Genomic DNA, 18,493 nt, shown 5'->3' on the forward strand with positions numbered 1-18,493 from the left:
CGAAGCCGTCGGCGGTGACGGTGACGATCTGCTCGACGCCCTGCCATTCGCGCAGGAGGCGCGTGCCCGTGATGGGGCGGTCGCGGTCGGCGCGGATGCTGCGCTTCTTCCTGTCGCCGCCGTCCAGTTCTTCGCCCAGCCTTTCCAGCCGCCGGATGGTCTCGGGCTTCAGCCCGCCATAGGCGAGTTCCTGGATCCGGTATGCCAGGCGGGATTCAAGGTAGCGCCGGTTGAACGGCGGCGGTTCGCTGTCGAACAGGTCGCGCCACTGCTGCTTCAGGTCGGGCGTCGGCGTGGTCTTCAGCGCCGCCAGGCGCGCAGGGATGGGGTCGTGAGTCGTCATGCGGTCTCCGTCGGGTTCGGGGTTGCATGACGGCATCGGTCGGCCGGATAGTGTAGGCGAATTTCTCCAGTTTCGTAAGAAGGTTCGCCCCGCTCGCGCTGCACCAAACGCACCAGCCCGAGGGCGAGCAGCCCGCACAATTCGGCGCGGCGTTCGACGGGCGTCATCTGGGCGGGAGGCAGTGGATTGGGGCGTTTCATGCGAGCAAGTCCGTGTTGGCTTGCCCTGCCTCTACTCAGCCGATCCGAGAAACGTCCCGCAGGGAAAGATGGCGGTTATGCAAAAGGCCGGACTCGACTCATGGTTGATCCATCGTGTAGAACATAATCAGAACAGGCCGGCCGTTTGCGAGGTATTCCCGTGGGTTCCGATCTCAAGAAATTTGTTAATCCGAAGTTTCTCAAAACCATTGATCCGGCCCTGATGCGGGTTTTGTTCGTTCGGCACTTCGGCGAGGATAAACTGCCTGTGTCATTCGAGGGAGAGGCCCCAACCATTCGGGCAGCTCTGGCGGCGCATTTCGAAGGAACCGTTGCCGGCTGGAACGCCGGAATGGTCGCCGATTTGCATCGCGTTGCCGAGCTTGGAACCAGCGAGGGCATGCAGCTTATTCTGAACGAGGCCCGTCGTCGTGGCGTGGTGCTCTATCCCGAGCCCGACCCTGACGATACCGAGGCAGCGCCCATGCGCCATGATCCCAAACACGTCGCACTCCACACTTACCTGCTGCACCACCGCGTTTTCGAGGCAGCAGCCGACTTTCATGCGCTGCGTGCGCCGACATCGCCTGCAGAGTTCCGCGGACCAGAGCGGGACGTGGGGGCGGACCTGACGGAAGAAATGACAGATGCTTTCAAGGCTGCGGTGATCAATCTGTTTTCGCAGGACCTGCAGGGTCAATATTGCCGCCTTGGGCCCTATGAGGAAGATGGCGAAATCAACCTGGTGATCAGCCACGGCGCACAAGTGACCACAACGCCGGTGGTCACCGGCGACCGGGAAGAGATCATCACCCTTCGCGCGGTCAAATATGCGGTGCTGCGGTACTCCCCGGTGGAAGGGCGCCTGTTCGTGGGCGGCGTGGTCAAGGCGCAGCAAGGCGAGATCGCCGAGCTTTTCGCCCGGCATATCCTGAGGCGGCCGGGGTTCTTCTCTGGGCGGGACGCCCGCGATCTCTATACGCTCGATCCGATCAGCGATGCCGGGCCCGACTTCGCGTTCCAGCATCGCTATGACGAGACTATCAAGGAGGTTCGGATCGTTGCCGCCGCCGCTGACCTCTTCGAGCGGGATGAGGAAGATCAGCGCTGGCGTCATGTGCGCAGTTGGGAATCGAAAGACGCATCCGGCGGTGCGTTGACCCATTTCCGGGGCAGCGAGGTGCGGTTCGGCCGGGGCTGGCGGTTGGGCGAGATCACCTTCCGGGTCGCCTTTGAAACCGGCGCAAAGCGTCCGGCACAGGTTACGGTGCGGCTGAAGCCACCGGGGACGCTCGCCTTCCGCCGGACGCGGTTCGAAAAGGCGATCCACACGCTGGTTCAGCGCAATGGGCTCGAGAAGGACCGCGATGCTGGCATGGTTGTGGACGCGGCTGAGTGAGGGCGGCGCCCGGGTCTCCTTCTCGGGCCGGGCGCTGAGCCGCTTTCCCGCAAACGAAATCGAGCGCCTCTTGCGGGCGCAGGTACTGATCGAGGGACGGAAGGCCGATACCTGGTCGGTCTGCGCCGAGTGCGATTGCGGGCTAGACGCGCGTCCCGTCGAACAAATGGACGACGCGTTCCGTGCCTGCTGCCCGCACGATCCGGCCGAAGACATAATCCTGCAGAAAGACGATCTGCGCCGCTTTTCGGTCGATGTCGACCGGCTCGTGGCCCGGACTGCAGCCAGTGGGAATCTGGGCGGCGCAGTTGCCTGCATTGCTGACGGCGTCTGGCTGTTGGGGGAGACCCCATCCGGCCATGCCGTGGTCCTGTCATTCGATACTGAAAATCTGGCTGCGCCGGGCGTGGTGATGGCGATCAGGGCGGCAGTGGGGCCGAAACCGATCATGGCAATCGTCCACGACCTTTCCGCGACAATCGCCGTCAGGCTGCGGGAGGTCGGAGTCGAGCCCCACGAAATTGCAGCGGTTCTCAAGGCAGGGTCGGATGGCACGGAACGCCTCGTCCTCGATCCGCCATCTTCACTTCCGCGTCTTTTCATGACGCTTTCTGCGCAGTCGGTCACTCTCGACGGCCGTCGGCTCGACCTGCCGACACAGATGTATGCGCTGTTTCGTCTGCTGATCGAGCAATCCGTCAAGCGTGATCCAGTCCTGAAAAATCAGGAGATCGAGACGCAGACCGGCCGGCCGCCCAACCAGATCATCCGAGACCTTCGAAAGGCGCTGGTCGGTTGTGGCCTGACCAGCGACCAAACAAAGGCGTTGGTCGCGACGGTACATGCTCGCGGCTATCGGATCGGCCTCGACCCTGCCGAAGTGGTCATCGAGCCCTGAGGCCTTCCCACACAATCCGCACATAACAAACACACGGCAATCACACCGGCAGCAGTGCGCTGAGCGGCACATTCGGAACAACAGCAACATGTTCCGAGGTGCTCCCGAATGTTTCCGCCGATTTCCCCCGATGATCTTGCCACGCTGATCGACGAGGCGGCCTTTGCCGCGCGCCGCCTGCATCGCAAGCTGGTGCTGCCTGCCGCCGATCTCGACGATCTCCGCCAGGACCTGCTGGTCGACCTGATCTGTCGGCTGCCCGGCTTCGACGCGCGCCGTGGCAGCATCGGCGCTTTCGCCAACATCGTCCTGCGCAACCAGTCCTCGCGCATTGCGATCCGCCATCATCGCCAGCGGCGCATGCAGGGCGGCACTGTGCTTTCGCTCGACGCCCCCGTTTCCGGCGCGACCGAGCCGCTGGGCTGCTTGCTGGCGGAAGCCGATGGTCTGGCCGCCTGGCATGGGCAGGACCGCTCTGCCACGGACGACGCCGACACCCTCCACGATCTCGCCCGGGTGCTGGGCGGCCTGCCCGAGGATGCCCGCGGGCTTTGCGCGGCGCTTGGCACCTGCGCTGTCGCAGAGATCGTCGAGCGTACCGGCACCTCCCGTTCCGCCCTCTACCGTCACATCGCCCGCCTGCGGCTCGACCTCGCCATGCGCGGGATCGGGACCGAGTGGGACGGTTCGAAAGCAGCGTGAGTAGAGGACCGACATGGAGATGATCGTCATGCCCCTCACCGAATTCACGCCCGCAAAGACCCGGCCGCTCACCGACATCGAGTTCTGCGCCTGGATCGGCCAGGCCATGTCGGGCGACCGCCTCGAGTATCATCGCGGGTTTCTCGGGATCGATACCACCGCGGTGATTTCCACCTTGCCGGAACCGGATCGCCGCAGGCTCGGAGCGCTGGCCAGTGCCGCCCACCGCGCCTTCGAGGCCGCGCTGGTGCATCTGGTGCAGGTCCGGGTCGGTCCCGATCGCTTCGCCTATCTGGCCATCGCGCGGACCAAACCGCGCCATGCGCCGATCCCGTTTTCCCAACTCATCGCGACAGAGGAGGCCGCCTGATGCGCGCCACGCTTGCCTGGATCGGGGATCGGCTGCCGCCGTCCCTTTACTTTCTTCTGGCCGGAAGCTCGGCCGCATCCCTCATCGGAGACCACGACATGACCGAGACCAACGGCCTGCTTGCGCGCCTGCGCAAGGCCTTCCGCAGCCTTGAGGATCTGCCGGAGGTGATCCCCGCCGCCTGGCGTCCCGGCGATGCCACCAATCCGCTGCCCGTCGAGACCGCGAGTGTCGACGATATCGCCATCGCGATCGTCGCCGCGAATGCCGAACTCTCTGCGGCCATCCAGCGATCCTCGGCGCTGGAAAAGCTCCACCGTCTGGCGCGTGAAGCCGGGGCTGTCGGCACGGACCGTGCCGTGGATGCGGCCCTGAAGCGGGAGGGGCTGTAATGGCCATGCCTTTCCCCAGCACCGAGGCGTCGACAGAGGCCCGCCTCGACAACATGCCGAAGTTTGACGACCTCGACCGGCTGTCCATCGGTGAGATCGCCGACATGCCACCGGCGCTGCTTCTTGCGCTGCAGGAAGAAGCAGCGACCGAGACCGCCCGGGTCAAGCGCCTGAAGGACCGCTTTGAGGCGGCACTGGCGCAGCGTTATGGCGCCGCGACCGAGGCTGAGCGGTCTGCGCACGGCAAGACCTCGGGCACCGTCCGGATCGAGGATGCGGGCGTGGTGGTGATCGCCGACCTGCCGAAGAAGGTCACGTGGGATCAGGACCGGCTGGCCGCCATGGCAACCCGGATCCGCGAGGCCGGCGACGATCCGACCCAGTATCTCGAGATCGCCTATCGCGTGCCCGAACGCCGCTTCGGGGCCTGGCCCGACGCCATGCGCGAAGGCTTCGCAGCCGCCCGGTCCGAGACCACCGGCAAACCCGTGTTCCGGCTCGAGACCCGAGACCGGTGACGCGCGGCGGCGGGACGCCCGAGCGGCAACGCCGGGCAGGTTCCCCTTCGGCACCCGGTCACCCCCGCCGCCGCGCCCCTTGCAATCCTTCGGAGAATCCCATGGCCTTCCGCATCATCACCGCCGACGAACGCCTCTCGGCCGCCGAGAACAAGACCTCGCTCGCCATCTTCGGCCCGCCCGGCGTGGGCAAGACCACGCTTCTGAAATCCCTCCCGGCCGACGAAACCGTCTGCCTCGACCTCGAGGCTGGCATGAAATCGGTGCAGGATTGGCGCGGCGCGTCGATCCCGGTGCGCAGCTTCACCGACTTCCGCGATCTGGCGGTGCTGATCGGCGGGCCGGACCCCGCGCAACATCCGCAGTCTTGGTACGGGACCGAACGGCACGCGTGGCTGCAGGCCCAGCACCGCGACAGCGGCATCGAGGCCTTCCTCGCCGCGCGCCGCATCGTCTTCGTCGACTCGATCACCGATCTGACCCGGCAGGCGATGGCCTATGCCCGCCAGCAGCCTGAAGCCTTCTCGGACCGGACCGGCAAGCCGGATGTCCGAGGCGCCTATGGGCTTCTGGGGCGTGAGGTGATCCAGGCGCTGAAGCACCTCCAGCATGCTCGCGGCAAGACCGTGATCTTCGTGGGCGTGCTGGAAAAGGTGACCGACGATTTCGGTGCCGTCACCTGGCAGCCGCAGATGGAAGGCAGCAAGGCGGGGCGGGAATTGCCCGGCATCGTGGACCAGGTGGTTTCGATGCAGTTGTTCGCCCGCGATGCCGAGGGTGGTTGGGTTCTGGACGAGACCGCCACGGACCGTCGCCTGGTCTGCAAGTCCGGCAACCCCTGGGGCCTTCCCGCCAAGGACCGTTCCGGCCGTCTCGACCTGACCGAACCGCCCGATCTCGGCGCGCTGCTCGCCCGGATCGACGGCCGCGCCCCGCAACAATCCGAATTCGCCTCCTGATCCCTGAAAGGAACTGACCATGAGCTACGATCTGAACGACGCCCAACCGCAGATGGCCCCCATCGGCGAGCTGATCCCGGACGGCACCTTTGCCAAGGTCCGCCTGACCATCCGCCCCGGCGGGGTGAACGGCGCGACGCCGATGGATGCGGGGCTGCTGAAGGCCTCGCAGTCCAGCGATGCGCGGATGCTCGATTGCGAATTCACCGTGGTCGAGGGCCCGCATGCCCGGCGCAAGTTCTGGCAGAGCTTCACCGTGGCGGGCGGAAAGCTGGACGAGAAAGGCCAGTCCATCGGTTGGAAGATCTCGAAATCCACGTTTCGCGCCATGGTGGACAGCGCCCTCGGGCTCGATCCGCGCGACGAAACCCCGGCGACCAAGGCCAAGCGGGTGCTGCCCGGCCTCAAGCATCTCGACGGCATCGTCTTCGCAGCCCGCATCATGGTGGAGCCCGCGTCCAACCCGCAATACCGCGACCAGAACCGCATCGCCAACGTCGTTCTGCCCGACGAGCCGCACCATGCCACCGTCATGCGCGGTGAAACCGTCCTGCCGGAACCCGTCAACGCCCCGCCGCGCAAGGCCGCGAGCGGCGCGGCGCCGGGCTGGCAAGCGCCGACACCGGCATGGGGCGCGGCACAGCAGCCCGCTGCAACGACCCCTCCGGCCTGGGGCGCGCAGACCGTACCCACAGCGGCTGCCGCGACGCAGGCACCGGCGTCCGCCGCGCCGGGCGCCCCCGCGATGCCCGCCTGGCTCAATGGCTGAGGCGCGGCGGAAGCGGCGGTCGGGTGGCTCTGCGCGATCCACCACCGCCGAGCCCGATGGGGCTGGGCCGGGCGACCGGCCCATGACCCCGGACGAATGGCAAGCGCATGTGACGCGCGCCGCCGCGCTGGAGATCGGAACATGGCTCGAGGCCCGAGGAAGACTGCACCAACCCATCGCAAGCCTCACCCTCGGCGACCTCGAGGCCATGGCCAGCAACGCGATCTCACGCTGGATCGTGATGCAGACCGAGAAGCTTCAGCGGGCGGGTTGGCCGCCCGAGGACCCGATCGCGAATTTCCTGCTGGGGTAGCGCTCTGCGCCGTCTGCGCGCGGGAAGCCCGCGGCTTCGGCTACGTCCACCGCCTCCAGCGCGACCGCTATCCCTATCACCGCTTCTGCTCGCTCCGCTGTCAGGACGTGGGCAGCGCAATCGCCCAAAGGATGAATGGCATGATCGACAAGACCGCCCGCGAGGCACAAGCGATCCGCGACGCGCGGGCGCTCTTTGCCGAAGCGCTGACCGACCTCGGGCTCATGGAGCCTTTCTTCCATCGCACGGCCGCGGATATCGACCGGCTGATCGAAGCGGCCGTCACCGGCTATGTCGACAGCATGCTGGCGCAGGGCGCGCGCAAGGAGCGCACCGGCACGGCCCATGACGATCCGATTCCGTTCTGAGGAGGTCGTCATGATCGATCTGAACAATGAGACCGCCCCCTGGGCCGACCTTCTTGCCGCCGCGACGGCAAATGCCATCACCGACTTCGAGGTCGAGTTCTGCGAGAGCCTGCGCCAGAAGCTGGAGACATCCGGCCCGCGCGCCCGGCTGACCGAGGCCCAGCATCACAAGCTGACCTGCATCGCGCAGGCTGGCGGGTTCTGGGAGCGTGCCCAATGATCGACCTGAACCATGGCTCTGGTTGCCTCTATGGCCAGGACGCACCGCGTCCACCGATCGCCACCGCCGTCTCGGCCGCCATCGATTCTGCCCTGACGGCGCGCAATCGCGCCGAGCGCCCCCGCACCTATGTCAGTTCCTCTGGGCTGGGGCGCGACTGCCTGCGCCAGATCCAGTTCGACTATCTCGCTGTCCCCAAGGACGAGGGCCAGGAGTTTGAACCGCGCATCCTGCGGATCTTCGAGGCTGGACACCGGGCCGAGGACATTGTCGCGGGCTGGTTCCGGATCGCAGGGTTCGACCTGCGCACCGCACGCCCTGATGGCCGCCAGTTCGGCTTCGCGGCCATGGCGGGCCGGTTCAAGGGGCATATCGACGGCTGCTTCGTTTCAGGCCCCGTGGTGATGGATTATCCCGCGCTCTGGGAGAACAAGGCGCTCGGCGCGTCGAGCTGGAAGGATGTGGTCAAGCGTGGCGTCAGCATCGCGCGACCCGTCTACGCCGCCCAGATCGCGCTCTATCAGGCCTATATGGACCTGCCCAACCCGGCGCTCTTCACCGCGCTGAACCGCGACACGATGGAATTGCACACGGAACTCGTGCCCTTCGATGCCCGCCTTGCGCAGGAGATGTCGGATCGCGCGGTCGGCGTCGTGCAGGCGTCCGAGGCGGGCGAATGGTTGCCGCGGGCGGCGACCGAACCCACGGCCGTCGTCTGCCGGGGCGGGATGGCGGCCGGCAAGTGGCACGCGCCCTGCGCATGGGCGGAGCGGTGCTGGGGTGAGCGGCGATGATCCCCGACGCCTATGATCTCAAGCGGATCGTCCGCGCCCATCGCGCGCGCTTCTGGCTGCGGGACCTGCTCGAAGGGTTCGAATTCGCACCGGTCTGGCGTTTCGCCGATCAGGCGCAGTTCGATTCCGACGACGTCGATGCGCTGGCCCGCCGCCTCGCGGCAGGTCCGCAACGGTTGCCGCACCCCGAGACGATTTTTGAGTTGGCCGACCGCAGTCGGACCATCCGCAGCCAGATCGTCTATGCACGGCAGCGCGACGACGGCATCGAGGCGGTCTGGCTCGCCCTGTGGCGCAGGCCCAGACGCTGGACCGATATCCATGCCCATGTCCGGATCGCCGATGGCGGCATCGCCGAGTTTGCCACCAATCCGGCACTTCGCGATGCAGGGCTTGCCGAACAAAGCGGTCAGGCGGCGGCCGCCATCGTCTGGCGCGGGCTCGCGATCCTCGCATCGTCAGCGAGCATCAGCGAACGCCAGATCGCCCCGATCAGGCGCACACCCTTCGCGCGGGATGGCGTGCGCGGCTGGACTTGGCATCAGGTCGCCATCGATCCGGCCCGGCTACGCGCCACATCCGAGCGGCTCGGTGGCAGTCATGCCAGCCCGCGCTGGCACCTGCGCCGGGGGCATTGGCGCCAGTTGCCGGACGGTCGGCGCATCTTCGTGCGCCAATGTGAAGTGGGCGATCCCGCGCGCGGCGGGGTGGTCAAGGATTATGCTGTGGAGGCGCGGCGAACATGACGGAATTCACCCCATCGGCTGCGCAGGCCGCCGCGATCGCCGAGGTCCGCGACTGGTTCGAGAACCGCACCGAGCAGCAACAGGTGTTCCGGCTCTTTGGCTATGCCGGATCGGGCAAGAGCACGGTGCTGAAGTTCGCGCTCGATGAGCTTGGCCTGTCGCCCCACCGCGGCGCGAAGGACGGCACCTGTGTGCCGGGTGTGGTCACCGCCACCTTCACCGGCAAGGCGGCGCTCGTGCTGACCCGCAAAGGCACGCCTGCGCGCACCATCCACAGCCTGATCTATTCTGTGATCGAGGCCACGGAAGCGGAAATCGAGGCCGCAGCGCAGAAGGTCCGAGAAGCCGAGACTGCCGCGCGGCGGCTGACCGGCTTTGACCGCACCACTGCCGAGGCCGCGATCGAGGCCATGCGGCAGGCGCTCTCGGCGATGAAGCATCCCCGCTTCGCCCTGAACCCGCAGAGCGATGCGGCAGACGCAAGGCTGATCGTCCTCGACGAGGTGTCGATGGTGGGCGAGGAAATGGCGCGCGATCTGATGAGTTTTGGCAAACCGATCCTCGTTCTGGGCGATCCGGGTCAGTTGCCGCCCATCAAGGGCGAAGGAGCCTTCACCCGCGATACGCCCGACGTGATGCTGACAGAGATTCACCGTCAGGCGGCCGAGAGCGCCATCATCCGTCTCGCCACCATGGCGCGGATGGGGGAGCCCATCGGGTTCGGGGTTTACGACGCCCATGTCGCCAAGCTGCGTAAGGGCGACATCACGCCGGATCATGCGCTGCGCGGTGGGCAGTTGATCTGCGGCCTGAACGCGACGCGCTTCCAGCTGAACAATGCGATGCGGGCGGCGGCCGGGCTGGGCGGGACATATCTTCCCACCGGCAGGGCGGAAAAGATCATCTGCCTGAAGAACGACAACTCGCTCGGTCTGATCAACGGCATGTTCCTGACCCTCGAGGATATCGTCGATGAGGGTAGCCTCTACTTCTCTGCCGTGGTGCATGACGAAGACGGGCGCCGGGTCTCCCCCTTTGACAGCGACGGCCGTCCGGGCCGGTTGCGCATCTACAAGGGGCATTTCGAGGATCATGTGGCCTTCGATGCCAAGCGCCATGACCGCGACTGGCGGGAAAAGCGCAAGCTGACCGAGGCGACCTTCGGCTGGGCGATCACCGCCCACAAGGCCCAAGGCTCGCAGTGGGAGAATGTGATCGTCTGGGATGACGGACTTGGCCGCAGCGAGATCGACCGCCGCCGCTGGCTCTATACCGCTATCACCCGCGCTGAGCGCGGGCTCGTCCTTCTGGCCTGAGGGGGCGCGATGATCGATCTCAACGATGTCGGCACGCCGAAAGCACGCCACGATCTCGCGGCCGTAAAGGACCGGCTGGCGGCGACCGCAGGCGACTGGCTCCCCGGCATCTTTCCCGAGGCGCGGCTTGCGCGCGACCGTCGTTCCTTGCGCTGTGCCGACCTGTCCGGCCGCCCGCCGCGCAAGGAGGGGTCTTGTACCATCCACCTTGACGGGCCCTATGCCGGCTGGGGTTTCGACTATGCCACCGGCGAAAGCGCAGGGCCGATCGATCTGATCGCGCAGGCAACCGGGCTCTGCGATGGCGCGCTCTTCGACGAGGCGGCGCGGATTGCCGGGATGGATCATCCCGCGCCCCGAAACGCGCCACGCGCGAAGCCCGATCATACCGGCGAGATTGCGCGACTGATCGACGGCGCACAGCCGCTCGCTGGCACGCCCGGCGAAACCTACCTCCGCATCCGCGGCGTTGCCGATCCGGGATGCCCGGATCTGTTGTTCCACCCCGATCTGCCGGATTTCGACACGCGACGCGGTTGGCCGGGCCTGATCGCATTGCCACGCCTGGCAGACGGCACCCGCGCTCAGGGTATTCACCGGACCTTCCTGCTCGACGACGGCAGCGCCAAGGCGTCTGCCGGGAAGAAGATGCTGGGATCGGTAGCGGATGCGGCCGTGCGCCTGTTCGCCATGCCTGCGGACGGCCATCTCGGCATTGCCGAAGGCATCGAGACCGCCCTAGCGGCGCATGCCCTGTTCGGCACCGCCGTCTGGGCGGCGCTCTCTGCCGATGGTCTCGCGCGGTTTCAGTGGCCGGCGGGCACGACACGGGTCACGATCTACGCCGATGCAGGCGACGCAGGTCGTCAGGCCGCTGCGACCCTGTCGGATCGGCTGAACCGGGCCGACATTTCGAACGAAATCGTGGTCCCGCTCCATGGCGACGATTTCAACGACGATCTGATGCGCGGGGCGCATGGGGCCGACTATCGACCGGATATTTCCGCTGACGAGCCGGTCGGCACGGAGGCCATGACGACAGTGGCGGCTTTGGCGCCTGGCGATCCGGACGCTCTGATTGCCGCCGCCGAGGCGCTGACCAATCCGCCCGAATTCGCCGCGCTCTCGAGCCTCCTCGGCCGCCTTGCGCTGGCCCGGCTAGATCCGCTGCCCGAACGCCAGATCCTCGCCCGGATCAAGACTGCGACCGGCATCTCCATGTCGATCCTCGACAAGCAGTTGACGGAACTGCGCCGCCGCGTGCATGCGACGGGCGATCCGCAGGGCAGGATCGCGCGCCCTGCCTGGTTCGGGCGGCTCTGTCAGGATTTGTCCGGCACGCCTGAGCGCAACGAGGCCAATGTGATCATCGCCCTGTCCTCGGATCCGGTATTCGCAGGGCTCCTGGCCTTCGACGAGTTCGCCCAAGGTATCGTGGTGCGCCAGCCGCTGCCGTGGGATGACCCGGCCATCCGCTTTCCGCGCCCCTGGAACGATGCCGACGATGTGCGCACGGCCGAGTGGCTGCAATTGCGCGGGCTGAACGTCGCCCCGATGGTTGTCGGCCGTGGTGTCGGCGCGGTGGCCCGCGACCTGCGCATCCATCCGGTTCGCGACTGGCTCGACACCCTGAAATGGGATGGCACGCCTCGGATCGAGACCTGGACAAGCACCTATCTCGGCGCTGCGCCGACTGCCTTCCATCACACCATCGGCGCGCTCTGGCTGATCTCGGCCGTGGCCCGGATCTACCGGCCCGGGGTGAAGGCCGATCATATGCTGATCCTCGAAGGGCCGCAGGGTGCGCGCAAATCGACAGCCATCAAGGTGTTGGCGGGTGAGGACTGGTTCACCGACGAACTGCCGGAGCTCGGGTCCAAGGACGCGGCCATTCACATGCAGGGCGTCTGGATCGTGGAAATTGCCGAACTCGACGCCATCGGCCGGGCCGAGGTCTCGCGCATCAAGGCCTTTCTGACCCGCACTACCGACCGCTTCCGTCCGCCCTATGGCCGTTACACCGTTGAAGTGCCACGCCAATGCGTCTTCGCGGGCACTGTGAACCCCGACACCTATCTGCGCGACGAAACCGGCAATCGCCGCTTCTGGCCGCTACGCTGTGGCAGCATCGACATCGCCGCAATCGCCCGTGACCGGGATCAACTCTGGGCCGAAGCCGTTCATCGCTTCCGCGAAGGCGCGATCTGGTGGATCGACGATCCGGCGATCCTTTCGGAAGCCGCCGCCGCGCAGGAGGCACGCTACCAGGCGGATGCCTGGGACGCGCGGATCGACCGCTGGCTGACCCACGACACCCGCAGCGTCAATCACGGCCATGCGGGCTGGGATGATTGGCAGGATGAAGAGTTCGAACGTCCCGAGCCGATCCACGACGTGTCGGTGGGCGAAATCCTCGAATGCGCGCTCGGCATCGAGCCCGCGAAATGGACCAAGGGCGACCAGATGCGCGTGGGGGCCTGGCTGAAGTCGCGGGATTGGGAGCGATACCGCAGCGGAGCGGGTGCGACCCGCGAATGGCGTTACCGCAGGTCGCCGCGCGGCTGACGTCGCGATGGCCGTGGCAGGCATCGAGGGGGCATCCAACCGGGTGCCCTTTTTCGTTTTGCCGCTGTCCCACTTCGCGGCCTGTCCCACTTCAAGCCCAAGGTGGGACAGAAAAAACCATTTCAAATCAATCCTGTCCTACCTGTCCCACTTGGACCGCCAACTTCTCTCTTTCCCATATGGAGCACATACATCCCCCTCGACCTCATTCTTCCTCATGCGACGTAGGGAAAAAGGTGGGACAAGTGGGACAGGTGGGACGCGCCTTGTTTTGAAAGGAAAATCTGGCGTCCCACTTTGATCGGCAAGTGGGACAACCCGAGACCAGGTGGGACAGAAGCATCGTCTGGCGCATTTTTCTTGAATGGGTGCGTGTGTCATGATTCTCTGCCCATGACCAAAGCCGAAGGCCCACGTTTCAGGTGAGCCTTCAACATGACGCCGACCATCCAGACTGCGGATCTGCACCTCGAACAGGGGCGCCTTTCCACGTCCTGCATCCTTGCCCTCGACCTCGGGACAACGACAGGTTGGGCCTTGCGTGGCCATGACGGCCTGATCACCTCTGGCACGACGTCCTTTCGCCCCGGGCGGTTCGACGGCGGCGGTATGCGGTATCTTCGCTTCACCAACTGGCTGACCGAGGTCGACCGGCTATCAGGCCCCATCGCTGCGATCTGGTTCGAGGAAGTCCGCCGCCATGTCGGAACGGACGCTGCCCATGTCTATGGCGGGCTGATGGCCACGCTCACGGCATGGGCCGAACTCCGCGGCATCCCTTATGAGGGCGTTCCGGTTGGCACCATCAAGCGCCATGCCACCGGCAAGGGCAACGCCGACAAGCAGGCGATGATCGCGGCCGCGCGGGCGCGCGGGTTCGGTCCCGCCGATGACAACGAGGCGGATGCCATCGCCATCCTGCATTGGGCGATCGAAACGAACGGGGGTGTCGCATGAGGTGGTATCCCCGAGGCTATGGTGGCACCCGGCGTGATCCAGATCGCGTCAAGCAGGAAGGCTGGCACGACCATGGTCTGCTGGCCGTCTCCATCGACGCCCCCCGTCTCACTTGGCCCGAGCAGGAACTGGTCCGCCAGCTGGGTGAAAAACTCTACGGCCCGCGTGTCGAGCCAAGGGAGGTGGCCAATGGGTGATTGGACACCCGCCATGGTCGAAGCGCGCCTTGAGAGCGCGGCCGATGTCTTCCGGTCACTGCCCGACGTGAAGCCTCAGGGCTACTTCAACGCCTGGCCTGAGTATTTTCACAGCTTCGCCGATCAGGTCGGTCAGGAACCTCGGATGCGACGGCCGAAGCCCGGCCCGCGAGACATCACCCAAGCCGACGACGCTCTGCTATGGTTGCGCTGGCTGGACCCGGCCGACGCGCGCCTTGTCTGGCTCCGGGCGAACCGCAAGCCATGGAAGCCAATCTGCTGGGAATTGGGAATCAGCCGCGCCACCGCCAACCGGCGCTGGCAGTATGGCATCGCAGTCATCGTCTGGCGTCTGAACGGCAAGCGCGTGCCGTCGAAGCGGTCGATTGACTTCGTGATCAGCCGAGCAGCTCAGTAGCCGGAAATCTGAGGGGTTTCGATGGCGGTGATTGTGAGTTGAGCGATGGACGGCGTGATTGCGCCCTTCTTCGCCTTCTCGGTGATGTACGCACGAAACTTTCCGCCGCCGATGTAATGGTCCTGGAGCCATTCCCGATACGCACCCAAAGAATCGAGTGGGTAGCACCAGGCTTCCTGCGGGTTCGACTTCGACTGAGGATGGCTGTCCGGATAGCGGTGCGGAAACTTGTTGCGGTCACCAAACCGTTCGTTGAAACCGTTTTCGTCCCAGAACTTCGACCAGTGGCGGCCAATGGAAATGTCGATGACATTCTTTTCGTCGACGGGCGCTCCTGCCACGATCATTTCGTAAATCAGCGTTTCGGCCTCATTGAAGACGCTGAAGAAGCCCCGAGGGGCCGACTGATAGTTCAGTGCAAGACGCTCGTGCCATTTGTCGAAACGGTTTCTGCCGGTCGGGTCATACCCAACCTGCGAGTAGATCATCTCCCGCAGCTTCGTTCCCGCGAGGATCCGGAAATTGTCACGCGCTTCGGGCTGGCAATTCGCCCCGGCGTCGAATGCATAGTACTCCAGAATGGCGAGGCAGACTTCAGCCGGATAGCAATAGTGCACCACGCCATTGTGCGGAACTTCGACATGCGCGGCCGGGAATTCGAGGCCAATCTTTGACAGGATTGCCTTGATCGACTGAATCCGCGGCTTTGGATCGGCCTCGTTCCATTGCGAACTGATGGTGCCGATATGCGCGTTCTGAACGCCGCAAAGCGCGGCAAGCCCGCGCTGGTTCAGGTAGGGTGTTCCATCCGACAACACCCCCATTCCGATTCCATTGATCTCGGCATCCTTCTCGATGCCCAAGTCGAGCACCCCTTGGCCGATTTCCTTCTGGTCGAATTTCACTGGTAACGTCTTGATAGTGCGCGGTTTCATAGTGATTTCCTTGCCGTCTAAGGGAGGCGGATGCCGCGCGTCATCCATTGACTTGCCGCTGATCGCGCACATCAGAACATAGTGGCAACATATCAGATGTGACGCGCTCCGCAAACGAGATGTTGTGCGGGGACTGGTTCGGGCGCTGATATGTAGTGACGCTGTCAATAGGGATTGCGTGCGTGAGACGATTTTCTGCGAGACACCGGATGCCAAGACAGATCGCGTCCAGGACGCTACAGATTCAATATGCTCGGGAGAGGAGCGCGCAGGCACTGGCCGCGCCGCTGGCTTCCGGGGTCCAGCGAGGGAACCAGGCGGGGTCCGAACTGCCAAGCCTTTGATATCTTGGTTCCTTCCTGGCGATATTCGTATGCTGGCGGGCGAAGCGCGGCGCATCGCCAGCGACAGGACCGGATTTTTGGGAAGCCACCCGGAAGCCGGAGCCACGCGCGCCACGCGCAAACACCAATGAAAGCTGACCTTCCGACCGGACACCGCAGGTGGCCGCTGGACCCCGCTTGGAGTCCGGCCCGGCATCCGGAGTCCGGAAGCCACCGGCATCCACCCGATTGAGGAACCTTGCCCACCATGACGCTGAGCTTCGCCCCGGACGCGATCGAGATGTGGCCGCTGTCGCGCCTGCAACCCTACGCGAAGAACGCGAAGGCGCACGGCGCGGACCAGGTTGCGAAGATCGCCGCCAGCATGGCCGAGTTCGGCTGGACCGTGCCCTGCCTCGTCGCTGAGGACGGAGAGCTGATCGCTGGCCACGGACGCGTCCTCGCCGCGACGCAGCTCGGGTTGTCCGAAGCGCCGGTAATCGTGCTGGGCCATCTGACCGAGGCGCAGCGCCGGGCGTACCGGATCGCGGACAACAAGCTGACCGAACTCGGCACCTGGGACGAGGCGCTGCTGTCGGCGGAACTGAACGACCTGCTGGCCGAGGACTTCGACCTGTCGCTGGTCGGCTTTTCGGACGGAGAGTTGGACAAGCTGCTGGCCTTCGTGCCGGAGGGGGACGGTGAAGAAGGTGGCGCCGGGGGCTCAGTGCCGCCGGTGACCATCCCCGAACCGCCGCGCAACCCGGCCTCACGGACCGGCGATCTCTGGATCCTCGGCGACCACCGGCTGCTGTGCGGCGACAGCACCAGCGCTGCCGATGTCCGCCGCCTGATGAACGGCGAGCGGGCGATCCTGTTTGCGACCGACCCGCCGTACCTCGTCGATTACGACGGTTCGAACCACCCGACCCGAAATAAGGACTGGTCGCAGTCCTACGGCGTCACTTGGGACGACAGCAGTCAAGGCGCCGAACTCTACGACGGCTTCATCGCTGCCGCCGTGGCTGAGGCCATCGCCGACGATGCCGCCTGGTACTGCTGGCACGCCTCGCGCCGCCAGGCGATGCTGGAAGCGTGCTGGGAAAAGGCAGGCGCCTTCGTCCACCAGCAGATCATCTGGGTGAAGGACCGCGGGGTGCTCACCCGATCGCATTACCTGTGGAAACACGAGCCCTGCTTCATGGGCTGGCGCCGCCCGAACCGGCCGCCGAAGGTGGCCGAGGAAACCCTGCCATCGACATGGGCGCTGCCCAGTTTTGCCAAGGACGAGCGCCCCGACCACCCTACGCCCAAACCGCTCGACGCATTCGGGATCCCGATGCGCCAGCACGTTGCGCGGGGCGGCCTCTGCTACGAGCCGTTCTCGGGCTCCGGCTCGCAGATCATGGCGGGCGAAGCCAACGGCCGTCGTGTCTTCGCGATGGAGATCAGCCCGGCCTATGTCGATGTCGCCGTGGAGCGCTGGCAGGCCGAGACCGGCAAGGAGGCGATCCTCGATGGCGATGGTCGGACCTTCTCGCAGGTGAGAACTGAGAGGCTGGCGGAAAGCACAGCCGACCCCGAACCACAATCCGAAGCCGCCGCGTGACATGTATGACCTGGCTTTACCTTCCTCCGGACGCGCGTCCGGAGCCGGAGAAGCATGCCTCTTCGGCCTCTCCCTCTGCTCCGGCGCTGGCGGGCTCGATCTCGGGCTCACCATCGCCATCCCCGGATATCGTGCTGTGGGCCATGTCGAACGGGAAACCTACGCCGCAGCCACTCTGGTGGCGCGGATGGAAGACGCGTCCCTGGATCGCGCGCCTGTCTGGGACGACGTTGGAACCTTCGACGGCCGCCCGTGGCGCGGCGCGGTGGACATCGTCACTGCGGGCTATCCGTGCCAGCCGTTCTCTGTCGCGGGCAAGCGCCGAGGTGCCGACGACCCGCGCCACCTTTGGCCGCATGTCGCCCGTATCATCGGCGAGGTCGAGCCGCCGTTCGTCTTCCTCGAGAATGTCGCCCATCATCTCCGCCTCGGCTTCCCCGAAGTCGCCAGCGGACTGGTCGGCATGGGCTACCGCCTTGCGGCAGGCCTCTTCACGGCGGCGGAAGTCGGCGCCCCCCACCGGCGCGAGCGGTTGTTCATCCTCGCCATCCGCGAGGGGGACGAGCTGGCCGACCCCGCGCGCCTGCTCTGGGACCCGGTCGAGTGGCGGGAACCGGACGGAACTGCTGCGGCTATGGCCGACGCCGAGGGCCAGTGCGAACGAGAACCGGCAGACCAAGCCTACGCCCTCGCAGGAAGCGGGCCAGCATGGGATGAACCTCGCGACGACAGCCGCGCTCTGGCCGACGCCCCAGATCGACAGTTTCCGCAGTCGGGGCGGCGAGCGGAAGGACGAAAAGGGTCTGGACCGGTTGGCTCGGGACTGGCCGACGCCGATGGCGAACGACGGCTGCAAGCCGAGTGCTGGCAACCGGCGAACAGCCGATCTGACCCATGCGGCGGGGATGTGGATGACGCCGACGGCGCGGGATCACAAGGACGGAGCGACGACGCTGGCGAACACCCCGGTGAACGGCCTGCTTGGCCGCCAGGTCCTGGTGATGCCGATGGCTGGGAGCGATACCTCCGATGCGCGCCGGACCTCACATGGGCATTTCGATGTCAACGGTTGGCGGTCACATGATGGTGCTCCTTGTGTTTCAGGATCCGAGGTCCGAGCCCGAATGCATGACGCGGCCCGGTCCCGGGCACGATCAACCTCACATACGGTCGCGCAGGCAC

At 65.7% G+C, this 18,493-nt stretch carries 21 protein-coding genes and 1 pseudogene; 20 read left to right on the plus strand and 2 right to left on the minus strand.

What is annotated here, in order from left to right; genetic code table 11:
* Positions 1–343, minus strand: a 343-nt coding sequence (locus Q8S30_RS20735; protein WP_305667932.1) for a DUF2924 domain-containing protein, incomplete at its 3' end; no start/stop codon positions are given.
* Between the two features lie 360 nt (positions 344–703).
* Here Q8S30_RS20735 and Q8S30_RS20740 point away from each other — a divergent pair.
* From Q8S30_RS20740 to Q8S30_RS20825, 17 genes are all read left to right on the plus strand, one after another.
* Entirely contained in the window at positions 704–1,942 is a 1,239-nt protein-coding gene (locus Q8S30_RS20740; RefSeq protein WP_305667933.1) for a hypothetical protein, read from the plus strand.
* On the plus strand, positions 1,911–2,840 hold the full coding sequence (locus Q8S30_RS20745) for a hypothetical protein (protein WP_305667934.1): 930 nt from the start codon (positions 1,911–1,913) through the stop codon (positions 2,838–2,840). The genes Q8S30_RS20740 and Q8S30_RS20745 overlap by 32 nt, the downstream gene beginning before the upstream one ends.
* Positions 2,841–2,948: 108 nt before the next feature.
* Positions 2,949–3,542 (plus strand): sigma factor, encoded by a 594-nt coding sequence (locus tag Q8S30_RS20750; protein WP_305667935.1) that lies wholly within the window; start codon positions 2,949–2,951, stop codon positions 3,540–3,542.
* A gap of 13 nt (positions 3,543–3,555) precedes the next feature.
* Positions 3,556–3,912 carry a hypothetical protein gene (locus tag Q8S30_RS20755; protein WP_305667936.1) on the plus strand — a complete coding sequence of 119 codons (357 nt, stop codon included), beginning with the start codon at positions 3,556–3,558 and terminating at the stop codon, positions 3,910–3,912.
* Entirely contained in the window at positions 3,912–4,304 is a 393-nt protein-coding gene (locus Q8S30_RS20760) for a hypothetical protein (RefSeq protein WP_305667937.1), read from the plus strand. The genes Q8S30_RS20755 and Q8S30_RS20760 overlap by 1 nt, the downstream gene beginning before the upstream one ends.
* The gene (locus Q8S30_RS20765; RefSeq protein ID WP_305667938.1) at positions 4,304–4,822 is read left to right on the plus strand and encodes a hypothetical protein; all 519 of its coding nucleotides are present in this window, start codon (positions 4,304–4,306) and stop codon (positions 4,820–4,822) included. Before Q8S30_RS20760 ends, Q8S30_RS20765 begins: the two co-directional genes overlap by 1 nt.
* Positions 4,823–4,923: 101 nt before the next feature.
* The gene (locus Q8S30_RS20770; protein ID WP_305667939.1) at positions 4,924–5,781 is read left to right on the plus strand and encodes an ATP-binding protein; all 858 of its coding nucleotides are present in this window, start codon (positions 4,924–4,926) and stop codon (positions 5,779–5,781) included.
* A gap of 19 nt (positions 5,782–5,800) precedes the next feature.
* A complete protein-coding gene (locus Q8S30_RS20775) occupies positions 5,801–6,550 on the plus strand; it encodes a hypothetical protein (RefSeq protein ID WP_305667940.1) in 750 nt (249 codons plus the stop codon).
* An 82-nt stretch (positions 6,551–6,632) separates the two neighbouring features.
* Positions 6,633–6,863 (plus strand): hypothetical protein, encoded by a 231-nt coding sequence (locus Q8S30_RS20780; protein ID WP_068767866.1) that lies wholly within the window; start codon positions 6,633–6,635, stop codon positions 6,861–6,863.
* 140 nt (positions 6,864–7,003) lie between these two features.
* Positions 7,004–7,231, plus strand: coding sequence for a DUF6511 domain-containing protein (locus Q8S30_RS20785; protein WP_097031834.1), 228 nt, complete (start codon positions 7,004–7,006; stop codon positions 7,229–7,231).
* Between the two features lie 10 nt (positions 7,232–7,241).
* Positions 7,242–7,451: a hypothetical protein gene (locus Q8S30_RS20790; protein ID WP_305667941.1), complete on the plus strand. Its 210-nt coding sequence runs from the start codon at positions 7,242–7,244 to the stop codon at positions 7,449–7,451.
* Positions 7,448–8,245: a hypothetical protein gene (locus tag Q8S30_RS20795; protein ID WP_305667942.1), complete on the plus strand. Its 798-nt coding sequence runs from the start codon at positions 7,448–7,450 to the stop codon at positions 8,243–8,245. Before Q8S30_RS20790 ends, Q8S30_RS20795 begins: the two co-directional genes overlap by 4 nt.
* Entirely contained in the window at positions 8,242–8,991 is a 750-nt protein-coding gene (locus Q8S30_RS20800; RefSeq protein ID WP_155045845.1) for a hypothetical protein, read from the plus strand. Before Q8S30_RS20795 ends, Q8S30_RS20800 begins: the two co-directional genes overlap by 4 nt.
* Entirely contained in the window at positions 8,988–10,307 is a 1,320-nt protein-coding gene (locus tag Q8S30_RS20805) for an ATP-dependent RecD-like DNA helicase (protein WP_155045846.1), read from the plus strand. The genes Q8S30_RS20800 and Q8S30_RS20805 overlap by 4 nt, the downstream gene beginning before the upstream one ends.
* 9 nt (positions 10,308–10,316) lie before the next feature.
* Entirely contained in the window at positions 10,317–12,872 is a 2,556-nt protein-coding gene (locus Q8S30_RS20810) for a VapE domain-containing protein (protein ID WP_305667943.1), read from the plus strand.
* A 435-nt stretch (positions 12,873–13,307) separates the two neighbouring features.
* Entirely contained in the window at positions 13,308–13,829 is a 522-nt protein-coding gene (locus tag Q8S30_RS20815) for a crossover junction endodeoxyribonuclease RuvC (protein ID WP_305667944.1), read from the plus strand.
* Between the two features lie 189 nt (positions 13,830–14,018).
* Positions 14,019–14,444, plus strand: a complete 426-nt coding sequence (locus Q8S30_RS20825; RefSeq protein ID WP_305667946.1) for a DUF6362 family protein — start codon at positions 14,019–14,021, stop codon at positions 14,442–14,444.
* On the opposite strand, the gene Q8S30_RS20830 is transcribed toward Q8S30_RS20825, so the two are convergent.
* A complete protein-coding gene (locus Q8S30_RS20830) occupies positions 14,438–15,451 on the minus strand; it encodes a hypothetical protein (RefSeq protein ID WP_305667947.1) in 1,014 nt (337 codons plus the stop codon). The genes Q8S30_RS20825 and Q8S30_RS20830 overlap by 7 nt on opposite strands.
* A 519-nt stretch (positions 15,452–15,970) precedes the next feature.
* Here Q8S30_RS20830 and Q8S30_RS20835 point away from each other — a divergent pair.
* The 3 genes and pseudogenes from Q8S30_RS20835 to Q8S30_RS20845 form a co-directional block, all read left to right on the plus strand.
* A complete protein-coding gene (locus Q8S30_RS20835; RefSeq protein WP_305667948.1) occupies positions 15,971–17,311 on the plus strand; it encodes a site-specific DNA-methyltransferase in 1,341 nt (446 codons plus the stop codon).
* A gap of 1 nt (position 17,312) precedes the next feature.
* Positions 17,313–17,819: pseudogene (locus tag Q8S30_RS20840) on the plus strand (DNA cytosine methyltransferase); the annotation flags it as partial.
* A gap of 205 nt (positions 17,820–18,024) precedes the next feature.
* A partial coding sequence (locus tag Q8S30_RS20845) for a hypothetical protein (protein ID WP_305667949.1) occupies positions 18,025–18,493 on the plus strand: 469 nt, incomplete at its 3' end.

This window comes from Frigidibacter sp. (assembly GCF_030695035.1).
Classification (GTDB): domain Bacteria; phylum Pseudomonadota; class Alphaproteobacteria; order Rhodobacterales; family Rhodobacteraceae; genus Frigidibacter.